The sequence below is a fragment of the Streptomyces sp. NPDC088733 genome (genome assembly GCF_044751185.1).
In the GTDB taxonomy this organism is placed as follows: domain Bacteria; phylum Actinomycetota; class Actinomycetes; order Streptomycetales; family Streptomycetaceae; genus Actinacidiphila.
The window spans coordinates 128,376-154,603 of record NZ_JBIVLH010000009.1; the positions used below are offsets into that span (position 1 = coordinate 128,376).

Consider the following 26,228-nt stretch of genomic DNA (forward strand, 5'->3'; position numbering starts at 1 on the left):
CGTCCCGCCGCGGGCCGGTGCGGCGGTGCGACCGGCTGAGCCGGAGCCGGCGCGCAGGGCGGGCGCCGGGGGCTGCGCCGTACGGGCGTAGGGGGATCGGACCGTGGACCAGGGCAGGGCGGGCGCGCGGCGCGGCGGTCACGCCGGGAGTTGCTGTTCGGTCCAGATGACCTTGCCCTGCTCGGTGTAGCGGGTGCCCCAGCGGCGGCAGAGCTGGGCGACCATGAAGATGCCGCGGCCGCCCTCGTCGGTGGTGGCGGCGCGGCGCAGCCGGGGGGAGGTGCCGCTGGCGTCGGCGACCTCGAAGACCAGGGCCCGGTCGCGTACCAGCCGGGCCTGGACGGGGCCCTGGGCGTGCCGGAGGGCATTGGTGATCAGCTCACTGGCGATCAGCTCGGTGGTGAAGGTGAGTTCGTCCAGGTCCCACGCGCGCAGCCGGCGGGTGATGGCGCAGCGCAGCGCCGAGACGGCGGCCGGGTCGTCGGGGACGTCCCAGCAGGCGACCTGCCCGCCGTGGAGGGCGCGGGTACGGGCGACCAGCAGCACGATGTCGTCCGCCGAGGGCGCCGGGCGCAGCGCGGACTCCACGGCCGCGCACAGCTCCTCCGGTGTCCCGTCCCTGGGCGCGGCGGCGAGCGCCCGGCCGAGTCTGCGCATGCCGGCCTCGGGGTCGGCGTGCCGGCCCTCGATGAGGCCGTCGGTGTAGAGGACCAGGGCGGTGCCCTCGGGGAGGTCGAACTCCGTGGTCTCGAAGGGGACCTGGCCCAGCCCGAGGGGCGGTCCGGCGGGCAGTTCCGGGAAGCTCACGTCGCCGTCCGGGCCGAGCAGCGCGGGCGGCATGTGCCCGGCGCGGGCGAGCTGGCAGCGTCGGGCGACGGGGTCGTACACCACGTACAGGCAGGTGGCGCCGGCCAGTCCGGTGTGCGTGCCGCCCTCCTCGTCGAGCCGTACGGCCAGGTCGTCCAGGCGGCCGAGCAGTTCGTCGGGGGGCAGGTCGAGGGCGGAGAAGTTGTGGACGGCGGTGCGCAGCCGGCCCATCGCGGCGGCCGCGTGGATGCCGTGGCCGACGACGTCGCCGACGACGAGGGCGACGCGCGCGCCGGAGAGCGGGATGACGTCGAACCAGTCGCCGCCGACGCGGCCCGGGGCGGGCAGGTAGCGGTGGGCGACGTCGACGGCGTGCTGCGCGGGCAGGCCGTGCGGGAGGAGGCTGCGCTGGAGTTCCAGGGCGAGGTGGTGCTCGCGGGTGAACAGCCGGGCGTTGTCGACGCAGACGGCCGCGCGGGCGGCCAGTTCGCGGGCGAGGGTGAGGTCGTCCTCGGCGAAGGGCGGGCTGTCGGCGGTCCGGTGGAAGGTGGCGACGCCGAGCGGGGTGTCCCGGGCACGCAGCGGTACGGCGATGAGCCCGTTGCCCGCCCGCACCGGGCCGTCGCCCGCGAGGGCGCGTGCCTGCGGGCCGTCCGGCGCGGCCGGGACGGGGTCCTGGGGCGGTGCGGGGGGCGCGGGGGGTTGCGCCGCGCCCGTCCCGGTGTCGGCCACCCGGCACAGGTCCGGTGCGGAGGTGTCGTCGGGCTGCGGGGTGCCGCCCAGGACGACGGGGGCGAGGAGGTCCACGGTGGCCCGGTCGGCGAAGCGCGGGACGGCGGCCTCGCAGAGTTCCGCGGCGGTGCGGACGACGTCGAGCGTGGTGCCGATGCGCAGCGCGGCGTCGCTGAGCAGTTCCAGCCGCAGCCGGGCGGCGACGGCGAGCCGGCCGACCCCCGCGTCGCCGACGAGCAGGGGCCGGCGCTCGGCCCGCGGCCCGGTGTCGCCGGAGATGCTCACCTCGACCACCGCGCCCTCGGCGCCCTCCGCGCCCTCAGCGAGCGGCCGGCACAGCAGCACGGCTGTGCGTCCCCGGGAGAGCGGCAGTTCGGCGGCGTCGCGCCGTCCGGCGGCGATGAGGCGGGTGGCGGTCTCGGCGAGGGACGCCTCGTCGCCCGCGGTGAGTCCGGCCGGGGGCCCCACGGGCTGGATGCGGCCGTCGCCGTCGAGCCGCAGCGCCGCGGGGCCCGGCATGCGGTGCTGTGCGGCCAAGTACGAGTGCAGCATGGCGCGTTCGCGGCGTCCGGAGTCCTCCAGCAGCCGGTGCTCGATGGCGAGGGCGGAGCCGCGGGCGAGTTGCGGCATGAGGGGGTGGGCCTCGTCCTGGAGGCTGGTGAGGTCCAGGACGCCTTCGATGCGTCCGGTGACGGGGTGCCGCAGGGGCACGCCGAAGCAGGTGAAGCGGCGCAATGCGGCGCAGTAGTGCTCCTCGCCGCTGACCCGGACGGGGCGCCGGGCGGTGAGGGCGGTGCCGATGCCGTTGGTGCCGGCGTCGCGTTCGTGGTAGCCGAAGCCGGGGGCGAGGCCGACGTCGTCGAGGGCGGGCAGCAGCGGCGGCCGGGCGGCCCTGCGGTCCAGGACGAGCCCGCTGCCGTCGGTGAGCAGGACGGCCGTGCCGGACCCGGCGAGGGCGTCGGCGAGCCGGTCGAGGACCGGCCGGGCGGCCCTGGCGAGCGGGCCGGCGAGGTCGATGTCCCGGGTGTAGGGGACGTCGAGGCGTTCGGGATCGAGGCCGGCGGCCTGGCAGCGTTCCCATGACGCGAGGATCGGCACCCGTACGGATTCCTCCACCTGGCTCACTCCTTGACGTCCGCGTCCTCTTGCCGAACGTAGGACCGGCGGCGACCGGCCGGGGGCGGGACCGTGAAATCCCTGCGTAGAGCCACTCTTGTGGGTGACGAGCCGTTTGACAGGGGCAACATGTCACCGGAACGCCCGCCGATCGACGTCGCGAAGCGGTGGCCGGTGGTGGAGACTTGGACGCGCCGCAGGCCGCCGCCCGGGTGCCGGAACGCCGTACACGCCGGGGTGCGCGCCCCGGAGTCGAACCGAGCCACATATTCGGAAGGATCCACCATGACCACGCCCAGCGAGACGACGCGCGTCGCCCACACCGTGTGGGACGGCTCCCTCATCGAGGGCAGCGGAGTCGTCACCCTCGACTCCTCCGGGGTCGGCGAGTTCCCGGTCACGTGGGTGGCCCGCTCCCAGGAGCCGGGCGGGAAGACGAGCCCGGAGGAGCTCATCGCCGCCGCGCACTCCAGCTGCTTCTCCATGGCCCTGTCCGCCGGTCTGTCCCGGGCCAAGACCCCGCCGGCGCAGCTGCGCACGCAGGCCGACGTCACCTTCAAGCCGGGCACCGGCATCACCGGTATCCACCTGACCGTGGTCGGCGAGGTGCCGGGTCTGGACGAGGCGGAGTTCATCAAGGCCGCCGAGGACGCGAAGGCCAACTGCCCGGTGAGCCAGGCGCTCGCGGGCACCGTGATCACCCTCACCGCGTCCCTGGCCTGAACCGCCCCCGCCGCGCTCCCCGGCGCGGCCGGACGTTTTTCACCGCCCATCGAAACGTTTCGGTTTCGGTGGGCGGTGCCATATTGTCGTTGGATACGAAACCGTTTCGCAGGGGACGAGAGACGGAGAGCCGAGATGACCACGGACGCGAGCGCCCCGGCGCGGCGTACCCGCCTGACACCCGAGCGTGAGCAGGAGCTCTACGAGGCGGTGATCGAGCTGCTCGGCGAGGTCGGTTACGAGGCGCTGACGATGGACGCCGTGGCCGCCCGCACCCGGTCCAGCAAGGCCACCCTCTACCGGCAGTGGAAGAGCAAGCCGGAGCTGGTGGTCACCGCGCTGCGCTGCACCAAGCCGGCGCACGCCCCCGTCGACACCGGTTCGCTCGACGGCGACCTGCACGCGATGGCCGACGGGTTCGGCGACGGCTCCGAGGTGGACACCTCGCTGATGCGGGGCCTGGCGCACGCCTCCGCCACCAGCCCCGACCTCGCCGAGGCGATGCGCGAGCACCTCATCGACCCCGCGCTCGACGGGATGCGGCAGTTGCTGACCCGGGCCGCCGACCGCGGGGAGATCCCCGGGGACAACCCGGCGGCCGCCTTCATGCCGCACATGATTCTGGGGGCGGTCATCACCCGTCGCATGCTGGAGGACGTGGAGGTCGACGCCGGCTTCATGCACCGCTACATCGACGCGGTGGTGCTGCCGGCCCTGGGCTTCCGCCGCTGACGGCGACGGGCCGCACCGCCCGTCGCCCGTCCCCGGCCCGGCTCAGTCGCTGACCATGCTCCGCGGCTTGTACTCCAGGTCCTGGTACTCGGGGTGGTGCGCCATCCAGCCCGCGATGAAGGGGCAGGCCGCCAGCACGCTCTGCCCGCGCTCCCGGGCCTCGTCCAGCGCCTGGCGGGCGAGCGCGGAGCCCACGCCGCGGCCCTCGAACTCCGGGTCCACCTCGGTGTGCAGGAAGGCGATCATCTCGGGCGTGCGGATGTACGCCGAGAAGCCGGCCAGCCTGCCGTCCACGTGCGCCTCGTAGCGGCGGGTCCCCGGGGAGTCGGTGATCGTCGGTACGGCGCTCACGACTGGTAGCCCTCCACCGTGCCGGAGGGCCGCACGCGGGCCTGGCCCGGGTCCTCCCCGATCTCGGTCTTGGCGCGGCGCTGGCGCAACAGGTCCCAGCACTGGTCGAGTTCGCGCTCCAGTGCGTCGAGCCGGTCGCGCTCGGTCGCGCCGTCGATCCGCCCGGCGGCGAGCAGTTCGCGCAGCGTCCGCTCGTCGGAGACCATCGCGCTGATCCGTTGCAGTATCGCCTGTTCCGGGCGATCTCCCGTGTGCTGGTCGGCCACGGTTCGCACCTCCTCGTTCGCTCGGCACCCACTCTAGGCAGCGTGTCGCGGCCATGCGATCGAAACTCTTGCGTTTCGATGGATCGGGACCTAGGCTTCAGGCGTACGAAACGGTTTCGTATCGCTCGTACCCGGCCACCCGTGGCCACCCCTGTCCCACGCCTCTTCCGAACGACGGGAGCACGTCCCCATGTCCCAGAGCACCGCCGAGCCCCGCGCCGGCGTCGCCGCACCCCCGGCCGGGGGGACGCAGGGCGATCACGACGGCCACGCCAGGCGCTGGTGGGTCCTGGCCGTCATCGGTGTCGCCCAGCTGATGGTCGTGCTGGACGCGACCATCGTGAACATCGCCCTGCCCTCCGCCCAGGCCGACCTCGGCTTCACCGACGGCAACCGGCAGTGGATCGTCACCGCCTACGCGCTGGCCTTCGGCAGCCTGCTGCTGCTCGGCGGCCGGATCGCCGACCTCTTCGGCCGCAAGACCGCGTTCCTCATCGGCGTCGCCGGCTTCGCCGCGGCCTCCGCGCTCGGCGGCGCGGCCGGCAGCTTCGAGATGCTGGTCACCGCGCGCGCCCTCCAGGGCGGATTCGGCGCCCTGCTGGCGCCCGCCGCGCTGTCGCTGCTGACGACGACCTTCACCGAATCCAAGGAACGGGCGCGGGCGTTCGGCATCTACGGCGCCATCGCCGGGTCCGGCGCGGCCGTCGGCCTGCTGCTCGGCGGTGTGCTGACCGAGTACCTGAACTGGCGCTGGACCCTGTACGTCAACCTGGCCTTCGCCGTCGTCGCCTTCCTCGGCGGCATGACCATGCTGGAGCGCGCCCGCCGCCGTCCCGGCGCCACCATCGACCTGCCCGGCACGCTGCTGGTCACCACCGGCCTGTTCGCCGTGGTCTACGGCTTCTCCAACGCCGAGAGCCACGACTGGGGCTCCCCGCAGACGTGGGGCTACCTGGTCGCCGGCGCCGCGCTGCTGACCGCCTTCACCTGGTGGCAGACCCGCGCCGCGCACCCGCTGCTGCCGCTGCGCGTGCTGCTCGACCGCAACCGCGGTGCGTCCTTCGCCGCCTCGCTGGTCTCCAGCGCCGGCATGTTCGCGGTCTTCCTGTTCCTGACCTACTACCTGCGCCTGACCCTCGGCTTCTCGGCGGTCAAAACGGGTCTGGCCTTCCTGCCGCTCGTCGCCGCGCTGATGGTGGGCGCCCAGGTCGCCACCGTCGTGCTGGTGCCCCGCATCGGGCCCAAGCCGGTGGTCCCCGTGGGCTTCGGCCTCTCCGCCGCGGGCCTGGTCTGGCTGACCGGCCTCGGCCTGGACAGCGCGTACCTCACCGACGTCCTGCCGCCGCTGCTGGTGATCGGCCTCGGCATGGGCCTGATCTTCCCGCCCGCCATGAACCTGGCCACCACCGGTGTCGGTCCCGAGGACGCGGGTGTGGCGTCCGCCGCCGTCAACGCGATGCAGCAGATCGGCGGCTCGATCGGCACGGCCCTGCTCAACACCCTCGCCACGAGCGCCGCCACGGACTACATCGCCGGCAGGAACCCGGCCGACCCGCTGGTGAAGGCGAACGCCGCGCTGGAGAGCTACTCGACCGCCTACTGGTGGGCGGCGGCCTTCTTCGCGGCCGGCCTGGTGATCAGCTTCGTGCTCTACCGGCGCGGTGCGCCGCAGCAGGACCCCGGCGCGGCGCCCGTCGTCCACATGTGACGTCGGCGCTCCCCGGCCGCGGGACCTCCCTGGAGCGGTGGGACGGTCCCGTGCGCGCCCACCCGTGGGGACGGGGTACGGCGCGATGAACGGCCCGGTGACGGCCTCCGTAGAACGACTACGGAGGCCGGAACCGGGCCGTTCGTATGGCTTTTCGGGCAGATAGTGCGTGCGGTGCGACACAAAAGGGAACCGATGGTCGGTTAATGTGCGTTTTTACGGATCCATACGGTTTCGGGAAAGGCCTCTCGGTTGAACCTGCTCGACCTGCTGCTGCTCGTGCTGACGGTCGCCTACGCGGTCGCCGGCTACCGGCGCGGACTGGTCGCGGGCACCATCTCGCTCGCGGGCTTCCTCGGCGGGGCCGTGATCGGCGTGTGGCTGCTGCCGTACGTGCTCCAGTACGTCGAGCCGGGCACCCCCCGCGCCACCCTCGTCGCCCTGCTCACCGTCCTCATCCCGGCGGCCGCGGGCCACGCCGTCGCCTCGGGGGTCGCCTGGAAGGTGCGCACGGGACTGGACTGGGGGCCGCTGCGCTGGCTCGACGGCGTCGGCGGCGCGGCGGCGAACGCGGTGGCGGTGCTGCTGGTCGCCTGGGTCGCCGCGAGCGTCCTGGTGACCGCCTCCTCCAACGTGCTCGCCCAGTCGATCCGCGGCTCCGCGGTGCTCGGCGCCGTCCAGGACACCATGCCGCGGCAGGCGCCCAGCTGGTTCAGCAGGGCGACCAGCGCCCTGGCCGAAGCGGGCTTCCCGCAGGTCTTCAACCCCTTCGAGTCCGAGCCCGTCAACGGGGTGCCCGCGCCGTCCGGCGACAGCGTCACCGACGCCGCCACCCGGGCCGCCGCCCGCAGCACGGTCAAGATCGAGGGCATCGCCTTCGTGAACGGCCGCCGCCAGGGCCAGGAGGGCACCGGCTTCGTCTACGCCGACGGGCACGTCATGACCAACGCCCACGTTGTCGCCGGCGTCGACGACCCCGCCGTCCAGATCGGCGGCGCCGGGCGCGCGTACCGGGCCACGGTCGTGCTCTTCGACCCCGGCAAGGACGTCGCGGTCCTCCACGTGCCGGGGCTGCGCGCCCCCACGCTGGACTTCACCGACGAGGCCGAGCGCGGCGACGGCGCGGTCGTGGCCGGATACCCCGAGGACGGCGGCCTGGACCTGCGCGCGGCGACCGTGGCCGGCCGCATCCGCGCCACCGGCCAGGACATCTACGGGGACGGCATCGTCACCCGCGACATCTACCAGGTGCGCTCGATCGTGCGCCCGGGCAACTCCGGGGGCCCGCTGCTGGACACCGCGGGCCATGTCTACGGGGTCGTCTTCGCCCGCTCCACCACCGACGCCACCACGGGCTACGTCCTCACCGCCGACGAGGTCCGCGACGACGCGCGCCGCGCCGCGGCCGCCACGCAGGCAGTGGACACGGGCAGCCGCGCCGCCCTGTGAGCCCGGGCGGTGCCCGCGCGCGCGACGTTAGACTGACTGTTTGATCGGACATTCCGGGCTTACCGGACTGGCCGCCCGCCGCGGACCCGCCACGGACAGCGGTGCCGCGCCGGGGCAGGGACCTGACGAACCAGCGCAGGCAGGGGAGTGGTGCAGCCGACATGATCCTGTCGGTCCTCTTCGCCGTGATCGCGGCGTGCAGCAACGCCCTCGGGACGGTGCTGCAACGACAGGCGGTGCTCAAGGTGCCCGCCTCCACCTCGCTGCGCCTGGGACTCATGCGCGACCTGCTGCGCACCCCGGTCTGGCTCGCCGGCATCGCCGCGGTGATCGGCGCCGCGGTCTTCCAGGCGCTCGCCCTCGGCACCGGCTCGCTCGCCACCGTGCAGCCGGTCTTCATCCTCGAACTGCCGCTGGCCCTCGTGATCGGCGGCGCCGTCTTCCACGTCGACCTCTCGCAGAAGGCGTGGCTCTGCGTCGGGTGCATCGCCGTGGGACTGGGCGTCTTCCTGTTCTCCCTGGCCCCTGCCGGGGGACGCGAACAGGTGCCGGGGATCTGGTGGGTGCCCACGCTGCTCATCGTCGGGGGCCTCGGCGCGGCCCTGGTGGTGGCCGGGCTGCGGCGTCCGCTCGGCCTGACCCGCGCCGCCTGCCTCGGGGCGGCGGCCGCCGTCGGCAACGCGCTGACGGCCGCGCTGATCAAGTCGTCCATGGACGTCCTCGGCCACCAGGGCATCGCGGCCTGGCTGCTGTCCTGGCAGACCTACGCCTTCGCCGCCACGGGCGGCTTCTCCCTCTTCCTGCTCGGCACCGCCATGCAGGGCGGCCCGCTCATCGCCTCCCAGCCCGCCCTGACCCTCTGCGACGCCGTGGCGGGCTTCGCCCTCGGGGTGATCCTCTACGGGGAGCAGCCGCGGACCGGGCTGTGGATGCTGCCCGCGGTCGCCGGCTTCGCCCTGCTCACCTACGGCGTCTTCGCGCTCTCCCGCACGCAGTGCCTGTACAAGTGCGTCCACCCCGAGGAACACGTGCCGGTGGCCGCGGGGCAGCCGGCCGGATCGCGCATGTGAACGCGTGAACGCCCCCGGAACCGCGCGGTTCCGGGGGCGTCCGCATGCCTGCCGCGCCGTTCGTCAGTGACGGGGCGCCTTGTAGGCGCGGGGCAGGCGCATGCCGCGCTCGGCCATGATGTCGCGGACCCGGTTCGGGTAGTCCGTGATGATGCCGTCGATGTTCATGTCCAGCAGCGCCTTGATGGTGGCGGGGTCGTCACAGGTCCACGGGATGACCCGCAGGCCGCGCCAGTGGGCGTCGTCCACCATCTTCTTGTTGACGTAGAACGTGAAGTTCGGGTCGGCCACGGTGCCGTTCTGCGGCAGGCCGTACACCGGCGAGAGCGCCGTGACGCCCGGGATGGCCGCGGCGGCCTTCACGAAGTCGCCGTCGTAGTCGTCCGCGTCGATGCCGCCGAGCCACGGCGAGGCGCCGGGCTTGCCGACCTGGAGGAAGTCGAAGTTGGTGAGCGCCACCAGCGGGTACTTCGGCGCGAGCTTGTGCATCTCGTTCAGCGCGCCCCAGTCGAAGGACTGGATGGTGACCTGCTTCTCGATGCCCGAGCGGTGGATCTCCTCGAAGACGCGGCGCACGAACAGCTCGCGCGGCGCGGTCTGGGTCGGCGCGCCGGCCTCCACCTTGGTCTCGATGTTGAGCGTGACCTTGTTGGCCCGGTAGCTCTTGACCAGGTTCAGGACGTCCTTGAGCTCCACCATGCGGAAGCCCTTGACCTGCTCCTGCTCGGGGAAGCCGGGCAGCTGCTGGTAGCCGCAGTCCATGGTCTTGATCTGCGCCAGGGTCAGGTCCTTGATGTACTTCCCGACGTACGGGTACATCGGGTCGCCCGGCGTCACCGGCGCGGTGTCCTTGCACTTCTGCGCGCTGATCTGCCGGTCGTGGTTGACCACGACCTTCTCGTCCTTGGTGACGTGCGTGTCCAGCTCCAGGGTGCTCACCCCGAGGCGCAGCGCCTTGCCGAAGCCCTCGAGGGACTCCTCGGTGGTCATGCCGAGGCCGCCGCGGTGGGCCTGGAGGTCGAAGTGGTTCTTCTGCGACGGAACGTGGTGGTGATGGTGGTCCGTGGCCGCCTGGGCGGTCGCGGGGACCACCAGCGCGGGCACCACGGCCAGGGCGGCGACTGCATGCCGGAGGGACATTTATACCTCGTCTACTTCAGGCGAACTGGACTTCGGCGAAGGTAGGGGGCAGGTAAAGCCCGCACCAAGCATCGGTATGAGGACATGGTGAACGCCCGGGGAACGGACGTTCCCCGGGCGTGGCGCCGACGGAGGGTGGCGCACCTCGACGCGTCCAACGCCATGGCCGCCACATACCCGCCCTGGTCTCATAGACTGGGCGCCCAAGGCGCAGGCCCGTCACTGTTTCCAGGGGAGGTAGGCCATGACCGCCGACATGATTGCGCCGGAGTGGATGCACACCCCGATCACCGCGGCGCAGTACGACTCCTGGTCTGCGGAGCAGTGCAGGGGCATCGAGATCGTGGACGGGATGGTCGTGGTGAGCCCGAGCGCGTCCAAGCGCCACAATCGCCTGGCTCGGCTTCTGGCCAATGCCCTGGATGCGGCCGCATCCCCGGAGTGGAATGCCGATACGGATTTCGATGTCCGCCTTCAGGACGTGCCGCTGACGAATCGTCGTCCGGACGTAGTGGTCTACAAGGCGGACACCATCGACTTCACGCCCACGCGGCCCGAGCATGTGCTGCTGGTCGTCGAGGTGGTCTCGCCCGGTTCGGAGACCACTGACCGGATCGTGAAGATGGAGCAGTACGCCAAAGCTGGGATCTCCTTCTACTGGCGGGTGGAGCAGACAGCCAACGGAGTCCCTCTTGTGTACACCTACGTGCTCGATCCCGCGGCTGGGGTCTATCGGGACGGGAATGTCTTCACGGACGTCGTGAAGACCACGGTGCCGTTCCCGATCGAGGTCGGCCTCGGCTCGATCTGATGCGTGGCTTGGCTTCGCTCGACTGCGCCGGAGTCGCGCTCAGTCGTCTTCGGGCAGGTAGAAGTAGACCGTCCCCGACCGCCAAGGTCCGTGCTCGGTCATCTCCGACTCGATGACGACATCCTGAACCTCAACAGGGCCCAATGCCTCGATCGAATCGGCCAGCCTCCGCAAGAGCGCCGACACGTTGTCGCAGCCCGGGCCCGCAGGGTTGGCCTGGGAGAAGTGGCGAATGGTCCAGGACTCCGGAGTGCTCGTCATGAGCTTGATCGTAAGACCCGCTCCTGCCTGGCCTACGCGGCCGCTTGGGCGGTCGCGGCGAACGCGGCGAACGCGACGAACCCGACGAACGCGGCCCACGCGTCGGGCGTGAACGTGAGCACGGGGCCCGTCCGGTCCTTGGAGTCACGCACATGCACGGCCGCCGCGCAGGACGCGACCTCGACGCACTCGCCACCGTCGTCTCCACTGTGGGTCGACTTCCGCCAGTCGAGGGCGACTTCAATGCATTGGCCGCCGTCGTCACCGCTGTAGCTGGACTTGAACCACACGAGTGCGCTCACAGCTCGCCCGCAATCTGCTCGATGACCTTCGCCGAATCCTCGGGGGTGAGGGCCTGCGCCCGGATCGTGCCGTAGCGGTGGTACAGGTCACTGACCCTCGCGCGATCATCGCTCAGGTACCCCCCGACCTGTCCCTCAGCGTAGGCCAGCCACTGCCGTTCGGCCGTTTCAAGGAACGTGAAAGGTCCGTTGAATCCGGCCACGGCCTCGTAGCGCGTTGGCATGACCTGGATCTGCACGTTGCGGCGCTCTCCGAGTTCAAGGAGGTGCCCCAACTGGTCCTTCATGGCCTGCCTTCCACCCACGGGCCGGCGCAGAAGCCATTCCTCCAGGACGAAGGACAGCATGCACACCGGCTTGCGCGTGATGAGCGCCTGGCGGGCGAGCCGGCCCTCCGTCCAGTGATCGATCTCGTCCTCTTCGAGTGCCGGGCAGCGGGCGTTGAACACCGCGCGCATGTAGGCCTCGGTCTGCAGAAGCCCATTGACCACGTGGGCGTCGTAGAAGCCGATGCTCGTCGCCCGGGCCTCCTCGTCCGCGTACTCGCCGTACCCCGCGGGCAGCTTCTCCCGGGACAGGTGCGGCGCGACCGCCCGCAACGCACCCGCAGCGCCGAGCAGTTCCTCCGCCTTGTCGATGAAGGCCTTGCTCGCGAGGCGTTCACCGGACTCGATCTTGACGGCCAGTGATCTCGAGTAACCCGTGTGCGCGGCCAGTGCGTCCAGGGTGATCCCCCGGCCCTCGCGGAGGGCGTGGAGGAGGTCGCCGAAGATCGCCATGCTCACGGAGCGCTTGTCCTTGGGCACCGTCACATCAACCCCCGTCCGTGAAGCGACAGTCACTCTCGGTAACGGTAGCTTCTCCGGGTGCCGTGCGCGGGCTATCCCTTGAGTTCCTCGCGCAGTCTGCGGTCCATCGCCAGGGCGAGTTCCACCTCGACGACGACCTCCACCAGGGGGCGCAGCCGGGCTATCGCCTCCGTGAGGCGGGTCGTGTCGCCGGCCTGGAGGTCGGCCTCGGCGTCGGGGAGGACGTGGGAGCGGGCGAGTTGCACGAAGAGTTCGGCCAGCAGGTCCATGCGGTGGCGCATGTCGCGGCCGGCGGACAGCACCTCGGCGAGCGGGATGCCCTCCTTGACCAGGGCGGACGAGGCCTCCAGCAGGCGGCGGCTGACGTGCACGACGTCGTCGCCGTCGACGGCGATGTAGCCGATGTCCAGGGCGGTGGCGAGGTTCTCCGCGGTCGCCTGGTCCCCGTAGTGGTCGGCCAGGGCCTCGGGGGTCAGCCGCAGCGGCTCCTCCTCGGACCACGGGGTGGGCAGGGCCGGGTCGAGGCCCAGCAGTTCGCCGACGTCGTGGCGGCCGCTCTCCCAGGCGTTCATGAGCTCGGCGATGCCGCCGAGGGTGTGGCCGCGCTCCAGGAGGGCGGTGATGGTGCGGAGCCGGGCGAGGTGGTGCTCGTTGTACCAGGCGATGCGGCCCTCGCGGCGCGGGGCGGGGAGCAGTTTGCGCTCCCGGTAGAAGCGGACGGTGCGGACGGGCACGCCGGCGGCCTCGGCCAGTTCGTCCATCCGGTACTCGCGCTCGTGCGTTGCCACGTCCGCCAGCCTAGGCGGTGCGCCGGGGCAACTCGCGCGCTCCGACCTCTACCGCTGGTAACGCGTTCCGGTCTACGCTCCGAATCGCGCCAGTGAATACTGGCGCGATCAGGTTCGAGGGCGGCACCGAGAGGCGGCGGTATGGCCGGGCGCAGCGAACACGTACGGGTGGCAGTCATCGGAGCCGGCTTCGGCGGGCTCGGCGCGGCCGTGCGCCTGCGGCGGGAGGGGATCACCGACTTCGTGGTGCTGGAGCGGCGCGACTCCGTCGGCGGCACCTGGCGCGACAACAGCTATCCGGGGTGCGCGTGCGACGTGCCCTCGCACCTGTACTCCTTCTCGTTCGCGCCGAACCCGCAGTGGCCGCGCACGTTCTCCGGCCAGCCGCACATCCGGGCCTATCTGGAGCGCGTCGCGGACACCTTCGGCCTCCGTCCGCATCTGCGGCTGGAGACCGAGGTCCGACAGGCCCGCTGGGACGACGGCGCGCGGCACTGGCACATCACCACCTCGCGCGGCGAGCTGACCGCCGACGTCCTGATCTCGGCGGGCGGCCCGCTCTCCGACCCGAAGCTGCCGGACGTGCCGGGCCTGGACTCCTTCCCGGGCGCGGTCTTCCACACCTCGCGGTGGGACCACGACTACGACCTCAAGGGCAAGCGCGTCGCGGTGATCGGCACCGGCGCCTCCGCCATCCAGGTCGTGCCGGCGATCCAGCCGGAGGTGGCGAGCCTGACCGTGGTGCAGCGGACCCCGCCGTGGGTGATGCCGCGCATGGACCGGGACATCACGGCGGCCGAGCGGTGGCTGCACGCCAAGGTCCCGGCGACCGCCACGGCGCGGCGCGGAATGCTGTGGCTGCTGCGGGAGTTGCAGGTCGGCGCCTTCACCAAGCGCCCGGCGCTGCTGCGCGGCGTGCAGCGGATCGCGGCGTCGCACCTGGCGAAGTCGGTCAAGGACCCGGTGCTGCGGGCGAAGCTCACCCCGGACTACCGGATCGGCTGCAAGCGCATCCTGCTGTCCAGCGACTACTACCCGGCGCTCACCCGGCCCAACACCGAGGTCGTGGCCTCCGCGCTGAAGGAGGTGCGCGGCTCGACCGTCGTCATGGCCGACGGCACCGAGCGCGAGGTCGACGCCATCGTCTTCGGCACCGGCTTCCACGTCACCGACATGCCGATCGGCGACCGGGTGGTCGGCGCCGACGGCCGGACGCTGGCCGAGCACTGGAAGGACGGCATGGCCGCGCTGCGCGGCTCCAGCGTCGACGGCTTCCCCAACCTGCTGTTCGTCATCGGGCCCAACACCGGCCTCGGGAACAGCTCGATGATCCTGATGATCGAGTCCTCGCTCAACTACATCGCCGACTACCTGCGGGCCCTGGACACCACCGGCGCCGCCGCGCTGGACGCCCGGCCGGAGGCGGTGCGGTCGTGGAACGAGGAGGTGCAGCGCCGGATGGTCCGCACCGTGTGGAACACCGGCGGCTGCGTCAGCTGGTACCTGGACGACCAGGGCCGCAACACCACCGTCTGGCCGGGCACGACCGCCGGGTTCCGGCGCGCCACCCGCCGGGTGCGGCTCGACGAGTACACGATCATGACCGCCGGCGCCCCCGAGCAGCGCCCGGCCCCTGTGGAGGTGGCTTCATGACCAGCGGCGTCTTCGACCTGCCCAAGGCCCGGTACGCGCACGTCGTGCGCTCCGCCGACGGCACCGCGATCAACGTGGAGGAGTACGGCCCCGAACCGGGCACGGCGCCGACCGTCGTGCTGATCCACGGCTGGACCTGCAACACCCGCTTCTGGGCCCCGGTCATCCACGAACTGGCCGGTCAGTACCGGGTCGTGGCGTACGACCAGCGCGGCCACGGCCGCAGCGGGACCCCGCACCGCGGCGGCTACAGCACCGACGCGCTCGCCGACGACCTGACGGCGGTGCTGGAGTCCGTGCTGCCCTCCGGCGAGAAGGCGGTGCTGGTCGGCCACTCCATGGGCGGCATGACGGCGATGGCGGCAGGCGACCGGCCCGCGATCCAGTCCCGTACCGCCGCGGTGCTGCTGGCCAGCACCGGCAGCGGGCGGCTGCTCGCCGAGACGCTGGTGCTGCCGCCGCGGGTACGCGCCCAGCGGGTCCGGGAGGCCTTCCACCGCTTCCTGCTGGTCAGCTCGGCGCCGCTGGGCCCGCAGTCCGCGGTGACCAGGGCTGCCCTCAAGTACGGCATCCTGGGCCCGGATTCGAGCCCGGAACTGGTGGCTGCGACGGCACGCATCGTGCACGCCTGCGGGCGCAGGCAGCGCGCGGCGTGGGGCCGGGTGCTGGCCGGGCTCAACCTGGACGCGGGCGTGGCGGCGCTGCGCATGCCGACCGCGGTGCTGGTGGGCACCGCCGACAAGCTCACCCCGCCGGTGCACGCCCGCGGACTGGCCGCCCGGCTCTCGCACTTCGCCGGGCTCACGGAACTGCCGGGGCTCGGCCACATGACGCCGCTGGAGGCCCCCGCGGCGGTCGCGGGCGTGGTCCGCACCCTGGTCACGGACCATCTGCCGCAGGCGCGGATCACCGAGGAGACGGCATGAGCAGGTCGCTGGACGGCCAGGTCGTGGTGGTGACCGGCGCCGCCCGCGGGGTCGGCGCGCTGCTCGCCCGCACCCTCGCGGCACGCGGCGCCCGCCTGGCGCTCGTCGGGCTGGAGCCGGACGAACTGAAGGCCGTCGCGGCGGAGATCGGCCCCGGCACCGGGCACTGGACGGCGGATGTCACCGACCGGGAGGCGATGGCGCGCGTCGCCGAGGAGGTCGTGGAGCGGTACGGACGCGTCGACGCCGTGGTCGCCAACGCCGGTGTGGCGACGGGCGGTCCGTTCCTCGACACGGACCCGGCCGACTTCGACCGGGTCGTCCAGGTCAATCTGCTGGGCGGCGTCGTCACCGCCCGCGCGTTCCTGCCGGCGCTCATCGCCTCGCGCGGGTACCTGCTGCAGATCGCCTCGCTCGCCGCGATCGCCCCGGCACCGCTGATGACCGCGTACTGCGCGAGCAAGGCGGGCGTCGAGGCGTTCGCGCACTGCCTGCGTGCCGAAGTGGGCTTCAAGGGCGTGCGGGTCGGCGTGGGGTATCTGAGCTGGACCGACACCGACATGGTGCGCGGCGCCGACGAGGACGCCGTGATGCGCGAGGCCCGCCGCCGGCTGCCCTGGCCCGCCAACCGCACCTATCCGGTGGCACCGGCCGTGGAGCGCATCGCGGACGGCATCGCCCGCCGTGCGCCGCACGTCTACGCCCAGTGGTGGCTGCGCGGCATGCAGTCGGTGCGCGGCTTCCTGCCGGGGCTGATCGGCGGCGCGATCGGGCGGCGCGAAATGCGCCGCCTGGAGCCGAGGATCGCGGCGGCAGGCGGCATACGGCCCGGTCTGGTGGGCCCCGGTGGTGCGGCCGATGCGCGGTCCCGGGCCGAAAAGGCACTCTGACCAGGGGTGTTCACGCTGCGCATTCGTACGAAATGCGGAGCGTGTCCGGACGTGTCAGCCTGGTCGAGGCCCAGTCCACACATCACGAAGGAGTGATCATGGGCAAGAACGACCCCACGCGAAGCAAGGCCGGGCAGCAGCGCCAGCAGGACCGCCCGCAGGAGCGGATCGGCCAGACCCGGGACAAGTCCCAGGGCATGACCGACGAGCAGATGCGCCAGCAGGGCGAGCAGGGCAGGACGCCGCAGCGGCAGCCCGGCCAGGGTCAGTCCGGCAAGCAGTCCCCGCAGTCGGGCTCGAAGGGCACCGGTCGCGAGCAGTCCGGCGCGCCGCGCGACGACCGGCAGCACCGGGACCACTGACCCGCGTGGTCAAGGCGTGAACGCCGCGGCGTGAACGCCGAGGGGCGCGTCCGCAAGGGCGCGCCCCTTCCTGTGCGAACCGCCCTTGCCGCGGCGGCCACTTCGGGCAGGACACCGCCGGGGCCGCCGCTCAGCGGCGCGGCGGAAGCGGCGGCCGCCGCCGGTCCGGGCGGTCGGACAGATCCGGGGGCGTGGCGGCGGGGTGCTTCTCCAGCAGGTCCAGCGCGGTCTGCACCGCCACCTCCAGGTCGGTGCGGCGGCCCTCCGCCCAGTCCAGCGGGGTGCGGATGCAGGGGATGTCCGGTTCCACGCCGTGGTTCTCCACCGACCAGCCGTACGCCTCGAACCAGGCCGCGTTCATCGGCACCGTGATCACCGTGCCGTCGCCCAGCCGGTGCCGGCCCGTCATGCCGACCACGCCGCCCCAGGTGCGGTGGCCCACCACGGGGCCGATCGACAGCAGCCGGAACGTCGCCGTGATCATGTCGCCGTCGGAGGCGGTCGCCTCGTCGGCCAGCGCGACGATCGGCCCGCGCGGCGCGTTGCCCGCGTAACTCACCGGCTGCGCGTCGCGGATCCAGTCCCAGCCGAGGATCCTGCGGGTCAGGCTCTCCACGACCAGGTCGCTGATGTTGCCGCCCGCGTTGCCGCGCACGTCGACGATGAGCGCCGGGCGCACGACCTCCATGCGCAGATCGCGGTTGAACTGCGCCCAGCCGGAGCCGCCGAGATCCGGGATGTGCAGATAGCCGCACTTGCCCTCGCTCAACTCCCGCACCACCAGGCGCCGTTTGGCCACCCAGTCCTGGTAGCGCAGCGGCCGCTCGTCCACCAGCGGCACGACCGCGACCCGGCGCGGCGGGCCGTCGCCGGGCGGGACGAACGTCAGCTCCACCGTGGTGCCGCCCGCCGCCGACAGCAGCGGACCGGGACCGTCGACCGGGTCCACTGCGCGGCCGTCGACATGGGTGAGCACCGCCCCTTCCGGGATACCGGTGCCGGCCAGCGGCGAACGCGCCCTGGAATCCGAGGACTCGCCGGGCAGGATGCGGCTCACCATCCACCGGCCGTCCTTGGTGTGCGCGAAGTTGACGCCCAGCAGCCCGATCGGCCGCTGGTAGTGCGGGGGCCCCTCGTTGCGCCGGGCCGGGGCGACATACGCGTGCGAGGTGCCCAGCTCGCCCAGGACCTCGCGCAGCAGATCGGCGAACTCATCGGGCGTGGACACCTGTTCGACCAGGGGACGGTACTGGTCGAGCACCGCGGGCCAGTCGATGCCGCACATGTCCGGGGCCCAGAAGTAGTCGCGGATGATCCGCCCGGCCTCCGCGTACGCCTGGCGCCACTCGGCGGGCGGGTGCGCCTCGTGCAGCACGCGCCGCATGTCGATGTAGACGGTGGAGTCCATGTCGCCCGGCTCGTAGGCGGGCACGACGGTCAGCTCGCCCTCGTCGAAGACGACCAGTTGTGTGCCGTCGCCGCTGACCCGGTACCAGTCCATGTGCCGCACCAGCTCGACTCGCTTGGACTTGGCGAGGCCGAAGTACTCCAGCGTCGGCCGGGCCGAGGGATCCGTCGGATTGACGAACGTCTCGCCCAGCGCACCCGAGATCGGCCAGCGCAGCCACGTCAGCCCGCCGCGCACCGCCTCCAGCGAGCTGTACTTGGAGGCGGGCACCGGGAACGGCGTCACCCGCATGGGCAGCCCGGCTGCCTCCACCGCCAGCGGGCCCTCGGTGAAGCCCGCCGGGTCCAGGCCGCCGCCGGGCGGCCTGCCCTCCACGGGCAGCGCGAAGGGCGACGGCGTCGCCGAGTGCAGCGGCACCAGGTGCGGGCGGCAGCCCAGCGGGAAGGACAGGTCGCCGGTGTGCACGTCGTACACCGGGTCGAAGCCGCGCCAGGACAGGAAGGCCAGATAGCGGCCGTCACGGGTGAAGACCGGCTGCTCGTCCTCGAAGCGGCCGTTGGTGACGTCGATGACCGTGCGCTCGCCGTCCTCGGGGTCCGGCGCCAGCCGGGCGATCCGGATCTTGCGCAGCGAGCGGCCCACCACCGGGTGCGACCAGGCGATCCACGCCGAGTCCGGGGAGAAGGCCAGGTCGCGGACGGGACCGTTGTCGGAGCGGTCGAGTTCGCCGACCGCGCCCGTCTCCGCGGAGACCAGCAGCAGCCGCCCGTCGTGGGCCGCGACCGCCATCGTCTCCCCGTCGGGTGAGGGCACCAGCTCCTGCACCCGGCCGATCTCCCCGCACGCCAGGCGCGCGCCGCCACTGCGGCAGGGGGCGCGGGCGCCCTCACCGGCCGCCGCGTCCTCGCCAGCCGCGGTCTCGGCCGTCCCCTCCCCCGCCTCCTGCGCTTCCTCTCCCGCCCGCAGCGCCTGCGCCACCGCGTCGTCCTCGTCGGCGATCTCCGCGACGGCCAGCGCCGCCGGCCGGCCCGGCAGCGCCGCGATCTCGATCGCGTCCTCCCCGTCGGCGTCCGTGACGAAGGCGATCCGGCCGGTCTCGCCCAGCATCGCGGGCAGCCGGACCCGGGAGCCCGGCTCGTCGGAGATCGTGCGGGCCGGGCCGTCGCGGTGCGTGAGCCAGTACAGGCTGCCGCGCACGCACACCGCGCTCGCCCGGCCCGTGCGGTCCACGGCCAGACCGTCCAGATAGGCCGCGGCCGGGACCTGGTACGGGCGGCGCCCGGCCCGCGTGCCGCCCAGGTCGATCTCCAGCCGCCGCGGCACCGAGTCCGCGGTCAGCTCCCCGACCATCCACAGCGCGCCCGCGCACTGGTAGACCACGCGCCGGCCGTCGGTGGCCGCGTGGCGGGCGTAGAAGTCCGCGTGGTCGGTGTGCCGCCGCAGGTCAGTGCCGTCGGGCCGGCAGGAGTACAGGTTGCCGATGCCCTCGTGGTCGCTGAGGAAGGCGATCCGGTCGCCCACGAACATGGGGGACTCCAGATGCCCGCCGATGTCCGGCGCCAGCAGCTCGCCCTGGAGCCACAGCCGGCCCGTCGCCCCGCCCCGGTACCGCTTCCACGACGCGGGCTCGTGCGGCGCGGTCGCCGACAGCAGCAGCGTCTGGTGCTCCCCGGCGGCACTGTCCCGCACGGCGATGTCGGACACCGGCCCCCACGGCAGCCGGCTGCCCGGCCCGCCACCGGCCGGGACGGCGTACCCCCACGTGTAGTGCGAGAACGGCTCACCGTGCGAGGAGACGGCCAGGATCCGGCCGTCCGGCGTCCAGGACCGCACGCGGGTGTCGGGACTGCCCCAGTAGGTGAGCCGGCTCGCCTGCCCGCCCTCCACCGGCGCGAGATGGACCTCGGGGTCCAGCGAACGCCAGCTGTTGAAGGCGATCGACGAACCGTCCGGCGAGAAACGGGGATGGCCCACCCGGGTCCGGTCGGCCGTCACCCGCCACGCGCGCCCCTCGTCCAGGGGCGCGACCCAGATGTCGTCCTCGGCGACGAAGCAGAGCCGTTCACCGTGGACATGCGGAAACCGGAGGTACGCGGCGTCGCTCACCCATCCATCGTTCGCGGGTCCCGGAGCCCGGGCAACTTTTGCCGTTGTCCTCCCGGTTTCGCCCTGCGTCAGCGCAGGCACTCCCGGACCGCCCGCACCAGCGCCTGCGCCCGCGGGTCGGCGGTGACGTTCTTCTGCATGCCGTTGGTGACGTAGCCGAAACCGATCCCGGAGTCCGGGTCGGCGAAGCCCAGCGACCCGCCGCGGCCGGGATGCCCGAAGGAACCGGGGGACAGGAACGGCGAGGACGGGCCGTGCAGCATGTAGCCCAGACCGAAGCGCGTGTTCACCACCAGCACCCGGTCCGGTCCCTCCGACTCGGCCGTGCGCGCCGAGGTCAGCGTCGCCGGGGCGAACAGCCGCGGGCCGCCGTCCGCCAGGCCGCCGACCAGCGCGGCGTAGAAGCGCGCCAGCGAACGCGCGGTGGCGATCCCCGCGGACGCCGCGAGCTCCGCGGCACGGTAGGCGGGGTCGTTCTCGTCCGGCAGCGGCTCGATGGCGCCGAACGCCCGCCGGGTCAGCGACCCCGGGTCGTCGTACGCCTCGCTCACACTGCGCTTCGGACGGGCCCGCAGCCCCGCCGCCGGCGGCGCCTCCGGGGCCGTGATCGCGGCGATCCGGCCGACCCGCGCCTCCTGCCCCGCCGGCAGGCCCACCCACAGGTCCAGGCCCAGCGGACGGGCGATCTCCTCCGCCACGTAGCGGCCGATCGACCGGCCGCCGCTCGCGCGCAGCACCAGCTCGCCTATCAGCCAGCTGTAGGTCATCGCGTGATAGCCGTGGTCGCTCCCCGGCGCCCAGAACGGCGCCTGCGCCGCCAGCGCGCGCGGCCCGCTGACCCCGTCCAGCGCCTGCGCCGGGGTGAGCGGGACGTCCAGCGCCGGCACGCCCGCGCGGTGCGCGAGGGCGTCGCGCACGGTCACCCGCTCCTTGCCGGCCGTCTTGAACTCGGGCCAGTACGCGCCCACGGGCGCGTCCAGATCGAGCTGGCCGCGCTGGTGCAGCAGCAGCAGGCACGCCGCCGCCACACCCTTGGTCGCGGAGCGGACCACCTGCGCGGTGTCCTGCGCCCACACAGGCCCGTCGGCCGCACCGCCGGCGTTCGCGGCACCGGCCCACAGGTCCACGACCTTCTCGCCGTCCCGGTACACCGTCACCGCGGCGCCGAGCTCCCCGCGCTCCTCGAAGTTCCGGGCGAAAGCCTCCCGGACCGGCTCGAAACCGTCCGTTACCGACCCCAGGACGTCCACCACTGCCCGTACTCCCGCCTTGCCGCCGCCGCTGCTCCCCTCCATGGTGCCTCCCGCGCGCGACGTCCCCGGACCGGGGTCGCACACCGGTGCGGCCCCGTCGGACAGGGGCGCCGGCCGGCGCTCAGGCGGTCGCCGCGGCCGCCGCCCGGCCCGCCGTGCGACCGGAGAAGATGCAGCCGCCGAGGAACGTCCCCTCCAGCGAGCGGTAGCCGTGCACCCCGCCGCCGCCGAAGCCGGACGCCTCGCCCGCCGAGTACAGGCCCGGCAGCGGCTGCCCGTCGGCGCGCAGCACCCGGGCGTCCAGATCCGTCTCCAGCCCGCCGAGCGACTTGCGGGTCAGGATGTTCAGCCGCACCGCGATCAGCGGTCCCGCCTTCGGGTCCAGCAGGCGGTGCGGGGCCGCGGTGCGGCTCAGCTTGTCGCCGAGGTAGTTGCGGGCCCCGCGGATCGCGGTGACCTGGAGGTCCTTGGTGAAGGTGTTGGTGATCTCCCGGTCGCGGGCCACGATCTCGCGGCGCAGCGCGTCCTCGTCGATCAGGTCGTCCTTCGTGACCGCGTTCATGCCGCGCACGAGGGCCGCCAGGTCGTTCTCCACGACGAAGTCCACGCCGTGCTCCTTGAACGCCTCCACCGGGCCGGGCGCGCCCGGCAGCACCCGGCGCAGCACCTCGCGCACGCTCTTGCCGGTCAGGTCCGGGTTCTGCTCGGAGCCCGACAGCGCGAACTCCTTCTCGATGATCCGCTGGGTGAGGACGAACCACGTGTACTCGTGGCCGGTCCGCATGATGTGCTCCAGCGTCCCCAGCGTGTCGAAGCCCGGGAACAGCGGCACCGGCAGCCGCCTGCCCGTCGCGTCCAGCCACAGCGAGGACGGGCCGGGCAGGATGCGGATGCCGTGCCGGGCCCAGATCGGGTTCCAGTTCTCGATGCCCTCGGTGTAGTGCCACATCCGGTCGCCGTTGATCAGATGGCCGCCCGCCTGCTCGGCGACGCCCAGCATCAGGCCGTCCACGTGCGCCGGGACACCGGAGAGCAGCTTGCCCGGCGGCGTGCCCAGCCGCTCCGGCCACGCCTTGCGCACCAGGTCGTGATTGCCGCCGATGCCGCCCGAGGTGACGACCACCGCCTGGGCGGAGAGCCGGAACTCCGAGCGGACCTCCCGCGAACTCGCCTTGCCGCGCTCGGCGTCGCTGTCCACCAGCACCTCGCCCGCGACGCCGTCCACGGCGCCGTCGGTCGTCGTCAGCGCCGTCACCCGGTGCCGGAAACGCAGCTCGACCAGGCCCTTGGCGACGGCCTCCCGCACCCGGCGCGCGAACGGCGCCACCACCCCCGGCCCGGTGCCCCACGTGATGTGGAAACGCGGCACCGAATTGCCGTGCCCGGTGGCCAGGTAGCCGCCGCGCTCCGCCCAGCCCACCAGCGGGAAGAAGCGCAGGCCCTGCGCGTGCAGCCAGGAACGCTTCTCGCCCGCCGCGAAGTCCACGTACGCCTCGGCCCACCGGCGCGGCCAGTGGTCCTCCGGCCGGTCGAAACCGGCCGTGCCCATCCAGTCCTGGAGCGCCAGTTCACGGCTGTCCTTGATGCGCATCCTGCGCTGCTCGGGCGAGTCCACGAGGAACAGGCCGCCGAACGACCAGAACGCCTGCCCGCCGAAGTTGGACTCCGGCTCCTGGTCGAGCAGGATCACCTTCCTGCCCGCGTCGGCGAGTTCCGCGGTGGCGACCAGCCCGGCCAGTCCCGCTCCGACGACGACGACGTCCGCGTCCAGCGCCATGGGTGTGCCTCTCCGCTCCCGTTCGGTGTGCGTGCACGTTACGCTACGCGCCAGTAGCCGGGCGAGAGGGTGCGCGCGACGAAATGCTCTCCCCCGGAGCGGCGGAAGGACCCGGGCATGCGCAGATTCGAAGGACACGTCGCCGTCGTCACCGGAGGCGGCCAGGGCATCGGTGCGGCCACCGCGCGCCGGCTGATGTCCGAGGGGGCCGCGGTCCTGCTCGCCGACGCCGACGGGGAGCGCGCGGCCGCGACGGCGGCCGCACTCACGCAGCAGTCCGATGGCGGCGGCCTCGCCGACGCGGTCGCCTGCGACGTCGCCGACCAGGCCGCGGTCGACGCGGCCATGGCCCACGCCGTCGACCGCTTCGGGCGGCTCGACGTCCTGGTCAACAACGCGTACGCGTGCCACGTCGACCCCCCGCGGTTCGAGGATCTCCTCGACGCGGACTGGTACGAGGACATCGAGGTCACCCTCACCGGCGCGATGCGCTGCGCGCGGGCCGCCCTGCCGTGGCTGACGCAGGCCGGCGGGCGCGGCGCGATCGTGAACATCGGCTCCGTCAACGGCCACGTCGACTTCGGCAACCACGCCTACAGCGCCGCCAAGGCGGGCCTCGCCTCCCTCACCCGCACCCTCGCGGCACACGCCGCGCCGCGCGGCGTCCGCGTCAACCTCGTCGCCCCGGGCACGGTCCGCACCCCCGCGTGGGCCGGCCGCGAGGCCGACCTCGAACGGATCGCGGAGATCTATCCCATGGGGCGCGTCGGCGAGCCGGACGACATCGCGTCGGCGGTGGCGTTTCTCGCGTCGGGGGACGCGGGGTGGGTGACGGGGGTTGTGCTCCCGGTTGACGGGGGTGTGCTTGCCCACCACGCGGGCTTCGCCCGTGCTCGTCCCTGACGGTTTTTCCCCCACCCTCCCTCCCGTGTGCCCGGCGCGGTAAGTGCGGGCCCCGCGCTGCGTGCGTTGTGGGGTCGGCGCCGCTCCGGAGTCCGTCCTCGGCGCTCGCGGTTTGGCCCTACTTATCGGCGCCGCGGTCGCCGCTCGTCGCCTGCGGGCGGACCCCGGCGCACCCCCTCCCGGGGTCGTTGGGGCGACTTACGGCCGGTGGGGTGTCTGTTGGCGGTGACGGCGGAGCATGTTGTTGGCGCTGCGCCAACGGGTGCCCGAACACGGTGCCGTTCAACACCACCCACCGGGGATCAGGCGCATGGCGAAACCTGAGGGGGCGGGGGAGTTGGGGGCACCTCCCAGCGGTAGCTGGGGGAGGGTGGCGTTCTGGACTGTGGAGCATATTTGGGTGCACAACCCGGGGCACGCAGCCGACAGTGCCTGAGGCACCTAAATGTGCTGTCCAGAATGGCAGCCCCGGAGGCCCCGCACCCGGCCCCCCACAACGCGCGTCGGGGCACCTGACTTCCTGGGGCACACGGGTGGGAGGGCGGGGAAAAACCCAGGTCAGGAGTGGAGCATCAGGCCGATGCCGGCCACCACCACCAGGGACGCCACAATCCTCGGGCGCCCCAGCCGTTCGCGGAAGCACACCGCCCCGATGACCGCGCCCGCGATGATGGACGTCTCGCGCAGCGCCGCGATGGGCGCCAGTTCGCCTCGGGTCTGGGCCCACAGGACCAGCCCGTAGGCGGCGACGGACAGGGCGCCGCTGAGCAGGCCGCGCCCGGCGGCGGGGCGCAGTTCGGGCAGGAGGGCCGTGCGGCGGACCGCGAATGCGGTACCCGTGAGCAGGACGCCCTGGAGGAGCAGGAGCCACGCGACATACCCGGGGGCGGTGCCGGAGGCGCGGACGCCCACGCCGTCGACGACGGTGTACGCCGCGATCGTGAGGCCGGTGCCGAGGGCGGCGCCGAGCGCGCGCCGGTCGGTGCGGCGTCCGCGCATGCCCCACAGGGCGGCGCCGGCGAGTCCCGCGGAGGCGACGGCGACGCCCGCGGTCTGCCAGGCGTCCGGGATCTCGCCGACGAACACGGCGGCGAGCAGCGTCACGACCATGGGGGCGACGCCGCGGGCCACGGGGTAGACCTGCCCGAAGTCGCCCAGGGTGAAGGACTTCATCAGCAGGTACATGTAGGCGAGATGGATCCCCACCGACGTGAGGAGCCAGGGCCACGCCCCGGAGGCCGGCAGGGGCGCGAACACGGCGATGGGGGCGGCGCACAGCGCGCCGCCCGCGCCGACGAGGGTGAATGCGGCGAAGCGGTCGCCGATGCCGTGGGCGAGGGCGTTCCAGGAGGCGTGCGTGACGGCGGCGACCAGGACGGCCACCGCGACCAGCGGGGTCACGCGGTGCGTTCGCGGACGTCGGCCAGGGTGGCCCCGGCGTGCCGGACGAGGTCGCCGGGGGCCATCGGGAAGACGGTGTGCGGGGTGCCGGCGGCGGCCCACACGGTCGCGTGCCGCAGCAGTCCCCGGTCGGCGAGGACCGTGGTGCGGGTGCGGTGCCCGAAGGGGGGTACGCCGCCGATGGCGTACCCCGTCGTCTCGCGCACCAGGTCCGCGTCGGCGCGCCGGACGGCCGCCGCGCCGAGTTCGGCCCGGACCAGGTCGACGTCGACGCGGGAGGCGCCGTCCATGAGGACGAGGACGGGGGCCCCGTCCGCCTGGAAGATCAGGGACTTGACGATCTGGCTGAGGTCGCAGCCGATCGCCTCCGCGGCCTGCGCCGCGGTGCGGGTCGCGTCCGGGAAGGAGCGTACGGGGACCTGGAGGCCCAGTCCGGCGAGGGCTTCGGCGAACCTGGGGTGGGCGGCGGCTGGGGTCGGCATGC

At 73.2% G+C, this 26,228-nt stretch carries 24 protein-coding genes; 11 read left to right on the forward strand and 13 right to left on the reverse strand.

Features of this window, described 5'->3' with window-relative positions:
- Positions 1 to 138: 138 nt before the first annotated feature.
- A complete protein-coding gene (locus ACIP64_RS18540) occupies positions 139 to 2,655 on the reverse strand; it encodes a SpoIIE family protein phosphatase (protein ID WP_401587611.1) in 2,517 nt (838 codons plus the stop codon).
- Positions 2,656 to 2,940: 285 nt separating this feature from the next.
- Here ACIP64_RS18540 and ACIP64_RS18545 point away from each other — a divergent pair, with 285 nt between their 5' ends.
- Together ACIP64_RS18545 and ACIP64_RS18550 are read left to right on the forward strand one after the other, a co-directional pair.
- The gene (locus ACIP64_RS18545) at positions 2,941 to 3,378 is read left to right on the forward strand and encodes an OsmC family peroxiredoxin (RefSeq protein ID WP_360914068.1); all 438 of its coding nucleotides are present in this window, start codon (positions 2,941 to 2,943) and stop codon (positions 3,376 to 3,378) included.
- A gap of 135 nt (positions 3,379 to 3,513) precedes the next feature.
- Positions 3,514 to 4,110, forward strand: a complete 597-nt coding sequence (locus ACIP64_RS18550; protein WP_401587614.1) for a TetR/AcrR family transcriptional regulator — start codon at positions 3,514 to 3,516, stop codon at positions 4,108 to 4,110.
- A 42-nt stretch (positions 4,111 to 4,152) separates the two neighbouring features.
- Here the strand turns inward: ACIP64_RS18550 and ACIP64_RS18555 are convergent, their stop codons facing one another.
- Positions 4,153 to 4,461 carry a GNAT family N-acetyltransferase gene (locus ACIP64_RS18555; RefSeq protein ID WP_401587616.1) on the reverse strand — a complete coding sequence of 103 codons (309 nt, stop codon included), beginning with the start codon at positions 4,459 to 4,461 and terminating at the stop codon, positions 4,153 to 4,155.
- A complete protein-coding gene (locus tag ACIP64_RS18560) occupies positions 4,458 to 4,727 on the reverse strand; it encodes a DUF2630 family protein (RefSeq protein WP_401587619.1) in 270 nt (89 codons plus the stop codon). Before ACIP64_RS18560 ends, ACIP64_RS18555 begins: the two co-directional genes overlap by 4 nt.
- A gap of 190 nt (positions 4,728 to 4,917) precedes the next feature.
- On the opposite strand from ACIP64_RS18560, the gene ACIP64_RS18565 reads away from it, so the two are divergent.
- The 3 genes from ACIP64_RS18565 (at position 4,918) to ACIP64_RS18575 (ending at position 8,954) form a co-directional block, all read left to right on the forward strand.
- Positions 4,918 to 6,435, forward strand: a complete 1,518-nt coding sequence (locus tag ACIP64_RS18565) for an MFS transporter (protein ID WP_401587621.1) — start codon at positions 4,918 to 4,920, stop codon at positions 6,433 to 6,435.
- Between the two features lie 252 nt (positions 6,436 to 6,687).
- A complete protein-coding gene (locus tag ACIP64_RS18570; RefSeq protein WP_401587624.1) occupies positions 6,688 to 7,884 on the forward strand; it encodes a MarP family serine protease in 1,197 nt (398 codons plus the stop codon).
- A 161-nt stretch (positions 7,885 to 8,045) separates the two neighbouring features.
- Positions 8,046 to 8,954: a DMT family transporter gene (locus tag ACIP64_RS18575; protein WP_401587627.1), complete on the forward strand. Its 909-nt coding sequence runs from the start codon at positions 8,046 to 8,048 to the stop codon at positions 8,952 to 8,954.
- Between the two features lie 63 nt (positions 8,955 to 9,017).
- On the opposite strand, the gene ACIP64_RS18580 is transcribed toward ACIP64_RS18575, so the two are convergent.
- Positions 9,018 to 10,094: a glycerophosphodiester phosphodiesterase family protein gene (locus tag ACIP64_RS18580; RefSeq protein WP_401587629.1), complete on the reverse strand. Its 1,077-nt coding sequence runs from the start codon at positions 10,092 to 10,094 to the stop codon at positions 9,018 to 9,020.
- A 244-nt stretch (positions 10,095 to 10,338) separates the two neighbouring features.
- Between ACIP64_RS18580 and ACIP64_RS18585 the strand changes: the two genes are divergently transcribed.
- Positions 10,339 to 10,905, forward strand: a complete 567-nt coding sequence (locus ACIP64_RS18585) for a Uma2 family endonuclease (RefSeq protein WP_401587632.1) — start codon at positions 10,339 to 10,341, stop codon at positions 10,903 to 10,905.
- A gap of 39 nt (positions 10,906 to 10,944) precedes the next feature.
- On the opposite strand, the gene ACIP64_RS18590 is transcribed toward ACIP64_RS18585, so the two are convergent.
- The 4 genes from ACIP64_RS18590 to ACIP64_RS18605 all read right to left on the reverse strand — a co-directional run bounded on the left by ACIP64_RS18590 (position 10,945) and on the right by ACIP64_RS18605 (position 13,038).
- Positions 10,945 to 11,166 carry a hypothetical protein gene (locus tag ACIP64_RS18590; RefSeq protein ID WP_360914096.1) on the reverse strand — a complete coding sequence of 74 codons (222 nt, stop codon included), beginning with the start codon at positions 11,164 to 11,166 and terminating at the stop codon, positions 10,945 to 10,947.
- Between the two features lie 32 nt (positions 11,167 to 11,198).
- Positions 11,199 to 11,468, reverse strand: a complete 270-nt coding sequence (locus ACIP64_RS18595) for a DUF397 domain-containing protein (protein WP_401587635.1) — start codon at positions 11,466 to 11,468, stop codon at positions 11,199 to 11,201.
- Complete coding sequence (locus ACIP64_RS18600; protein ID WP_401587993.1) at positions 11,465 to 12,247, reverse strand: helix-turn-helix domain-containing protein; 783 nt, start codon at positions 12,245 to 12,247, stop codon at positions 11,465 to 11,467. The genes ACIP64_RS18595 and ACIP64_RS18600 overlap by 4 nt, the downstream gene beginning before the upstream one ends.
- A gap of 101 nt (positions 12,248 to 12,348) precedes the next feature.
- The gene (locus ACIP64_RS18605; RefSeq protein ID WP_401587996.1) at positions 12,349 to 13,038 is read right to left on the reverse strand and encodes a MerR family transcriptional regulator; all 690 of its coding nucleotides are present in this window, start codon (positions 13,036 to 13,038) and stop codon (positions 12,349 to 12,351) included.
- A 168-nt stretch (positions 13,039 to 13,206) separates the two neighbouring features.
- Between ACIP64_RS18605 and ACIP64_RS18610 the strand changes: the two genes are divergently transcribed.
- The 4 genes from ACIP64_RS18610 to ACIP64_RS18625 all read left to right on the forward strand — a co-directional run bounded on the left by ACIP64_RS18610 (position 13,207) and on the right by ACIP64_RS18625 (position 16,896).
- Positions 13,207 to 14,718 (forward strand): flavin-containing monooxygenase, encoded by a 1,512-nt coding sequence (locus tag ACIP64_RS18610; protein WP_401587637.1) that lies wholly within the window; start codon positions 13,207 to 13,209, stop codon positions 14,716 to 14,718.
- A complete protein-coding gene (locus tag ACIP64_RS18615; protein ID WP_401587639.1) occupies positions 14,715 to 15,644 on the forward strand; it encodes an alpha/beta fold hydrolase in 930 nt (309 codons plus the stop codon). Before ACIP64_RS18610 ends, ACIP64_RS18615 begins: the two co-directional genes overlap by 4 nt.
- Positions 15,641 to 16,534 carry an SDR family oxidoreductase gene (locus ACIP64_RS18620; RefSeq protein WP_401587642.1) on the forward strand — a complete coding sequence of 298 codons (894 nt, stop codon included), beginning with the start codon at positions 15,641 to 15,643 and terminating at the stop codon, positions 16,532 to 16,534. The genes ACIP64_RS18615 and ACIP64_RS18620 overlap by 4 nt, the downstream gene beginning before the upstream one ends.
- Before the next feature lie 98 nt (positions 16,535 to 16,632).
- Complete coding sequence (locus ACIP64_RS18625; protein ID WP_401587645.1) at positions 16,633 to 16,896, forward strand: hypothetical protein; 264 nt, start codon at positions 16,633 to 16,635, stop codon at positions 16,894 to 16,896.
- A 130-nt stretch (positions 16,897 to 17,026) separates the two neighbouring features.
- On the opposite strand, the gene ACIP64_RS18630 is transcribed toward ACIP64_RS18625, so the two are convergent.
- The 3 genes from ACIP64_RS18630 to ACIP64_RS18640 form a co-directional block, all read right to left on the reverse strand.
- A complete protein-coding gene (locus tag ACIP64_RS18630) occupies positions 17,027 to 20,410 on the reverse strand; it encodes a S41 family peptidase (protein WP_401587646.1) in 3,384 nt (1,127 codons plus the stop codon).
- A gap of 68 nt (positions 20,411 to 20,478) precedes the next feature.
- Entirely contained in the window at positions 20,479 to 21,705 is a 1,227-nt protein-coding gene (locus ACIP64_RS18635; protein WP_401587649.1) for a serine hydrolase domain-containing protein, read from the reverse strand.
- Positions 21,706 to 21,784: 79 nt separating this feature from the next.
- Entirely contained in the window at positions 21,785 to 23,440 is a 1,656-nt protein-coding gene (locus tag ACIP64_RS18640; RefSeq protein ID WP_401587652.1) for an FAD-binding dehydrogenase, read from the reverse strand.
- A 117-nt stretch (positions 23,441 to 23,557) separates the two neighbouring features.
- Here ACIP64_RS18640 and ACIP64_RS18645 point away from each other — a divergent pair, with 117 nt between their 5' ends.
- A complete protein-coding gene (locus ACIP64_RS18645) occupies positions 23,558 to 24,343 on the forward strand; it encodes an SDR family NAD(P)-dependent oxidoreductase (protein ID WP_401587654.1) in 786 nt (261 codons plus the stop codon).
- A 558-nt stretch (positions 24,344 to 24,901) separates the two neighbouring features.
- On the opposite strand, the gene ACIP64_RS18650 is transcribed toward ACIP64_RS18645, so the two are convergent.
- The gene (locus ACIP64_RS18650) at positions 24,902 to 25,744 is read right to left on the reverse strand and encodes an EamA family transporter (protein WP_401587657.1); all 843 of its coding nucleotides are present in this window, start codon (positions 25,742 to 25,744) and stop codon (positions 24,902 to 24,904) included.
- Positions 25,741 to 26,226: a YbaK/EbsC family protein gene (locus ACIP64_RS18655; protein ID WP_401587659.1), complete on the reverse strand. Its 486-nt coding sequence runs from the start codon at positions 26,224 to 26,226 to the stop codon at positions 25,741 to 25,743. The genes ACIP64_RS18650 and ACIP64_RS18655 overlap by 4 nt, the downstream gene beginning before the upstream one ends.
- Positions 26,227 to 26,228 lie beyond the last annotated feature (2 nt).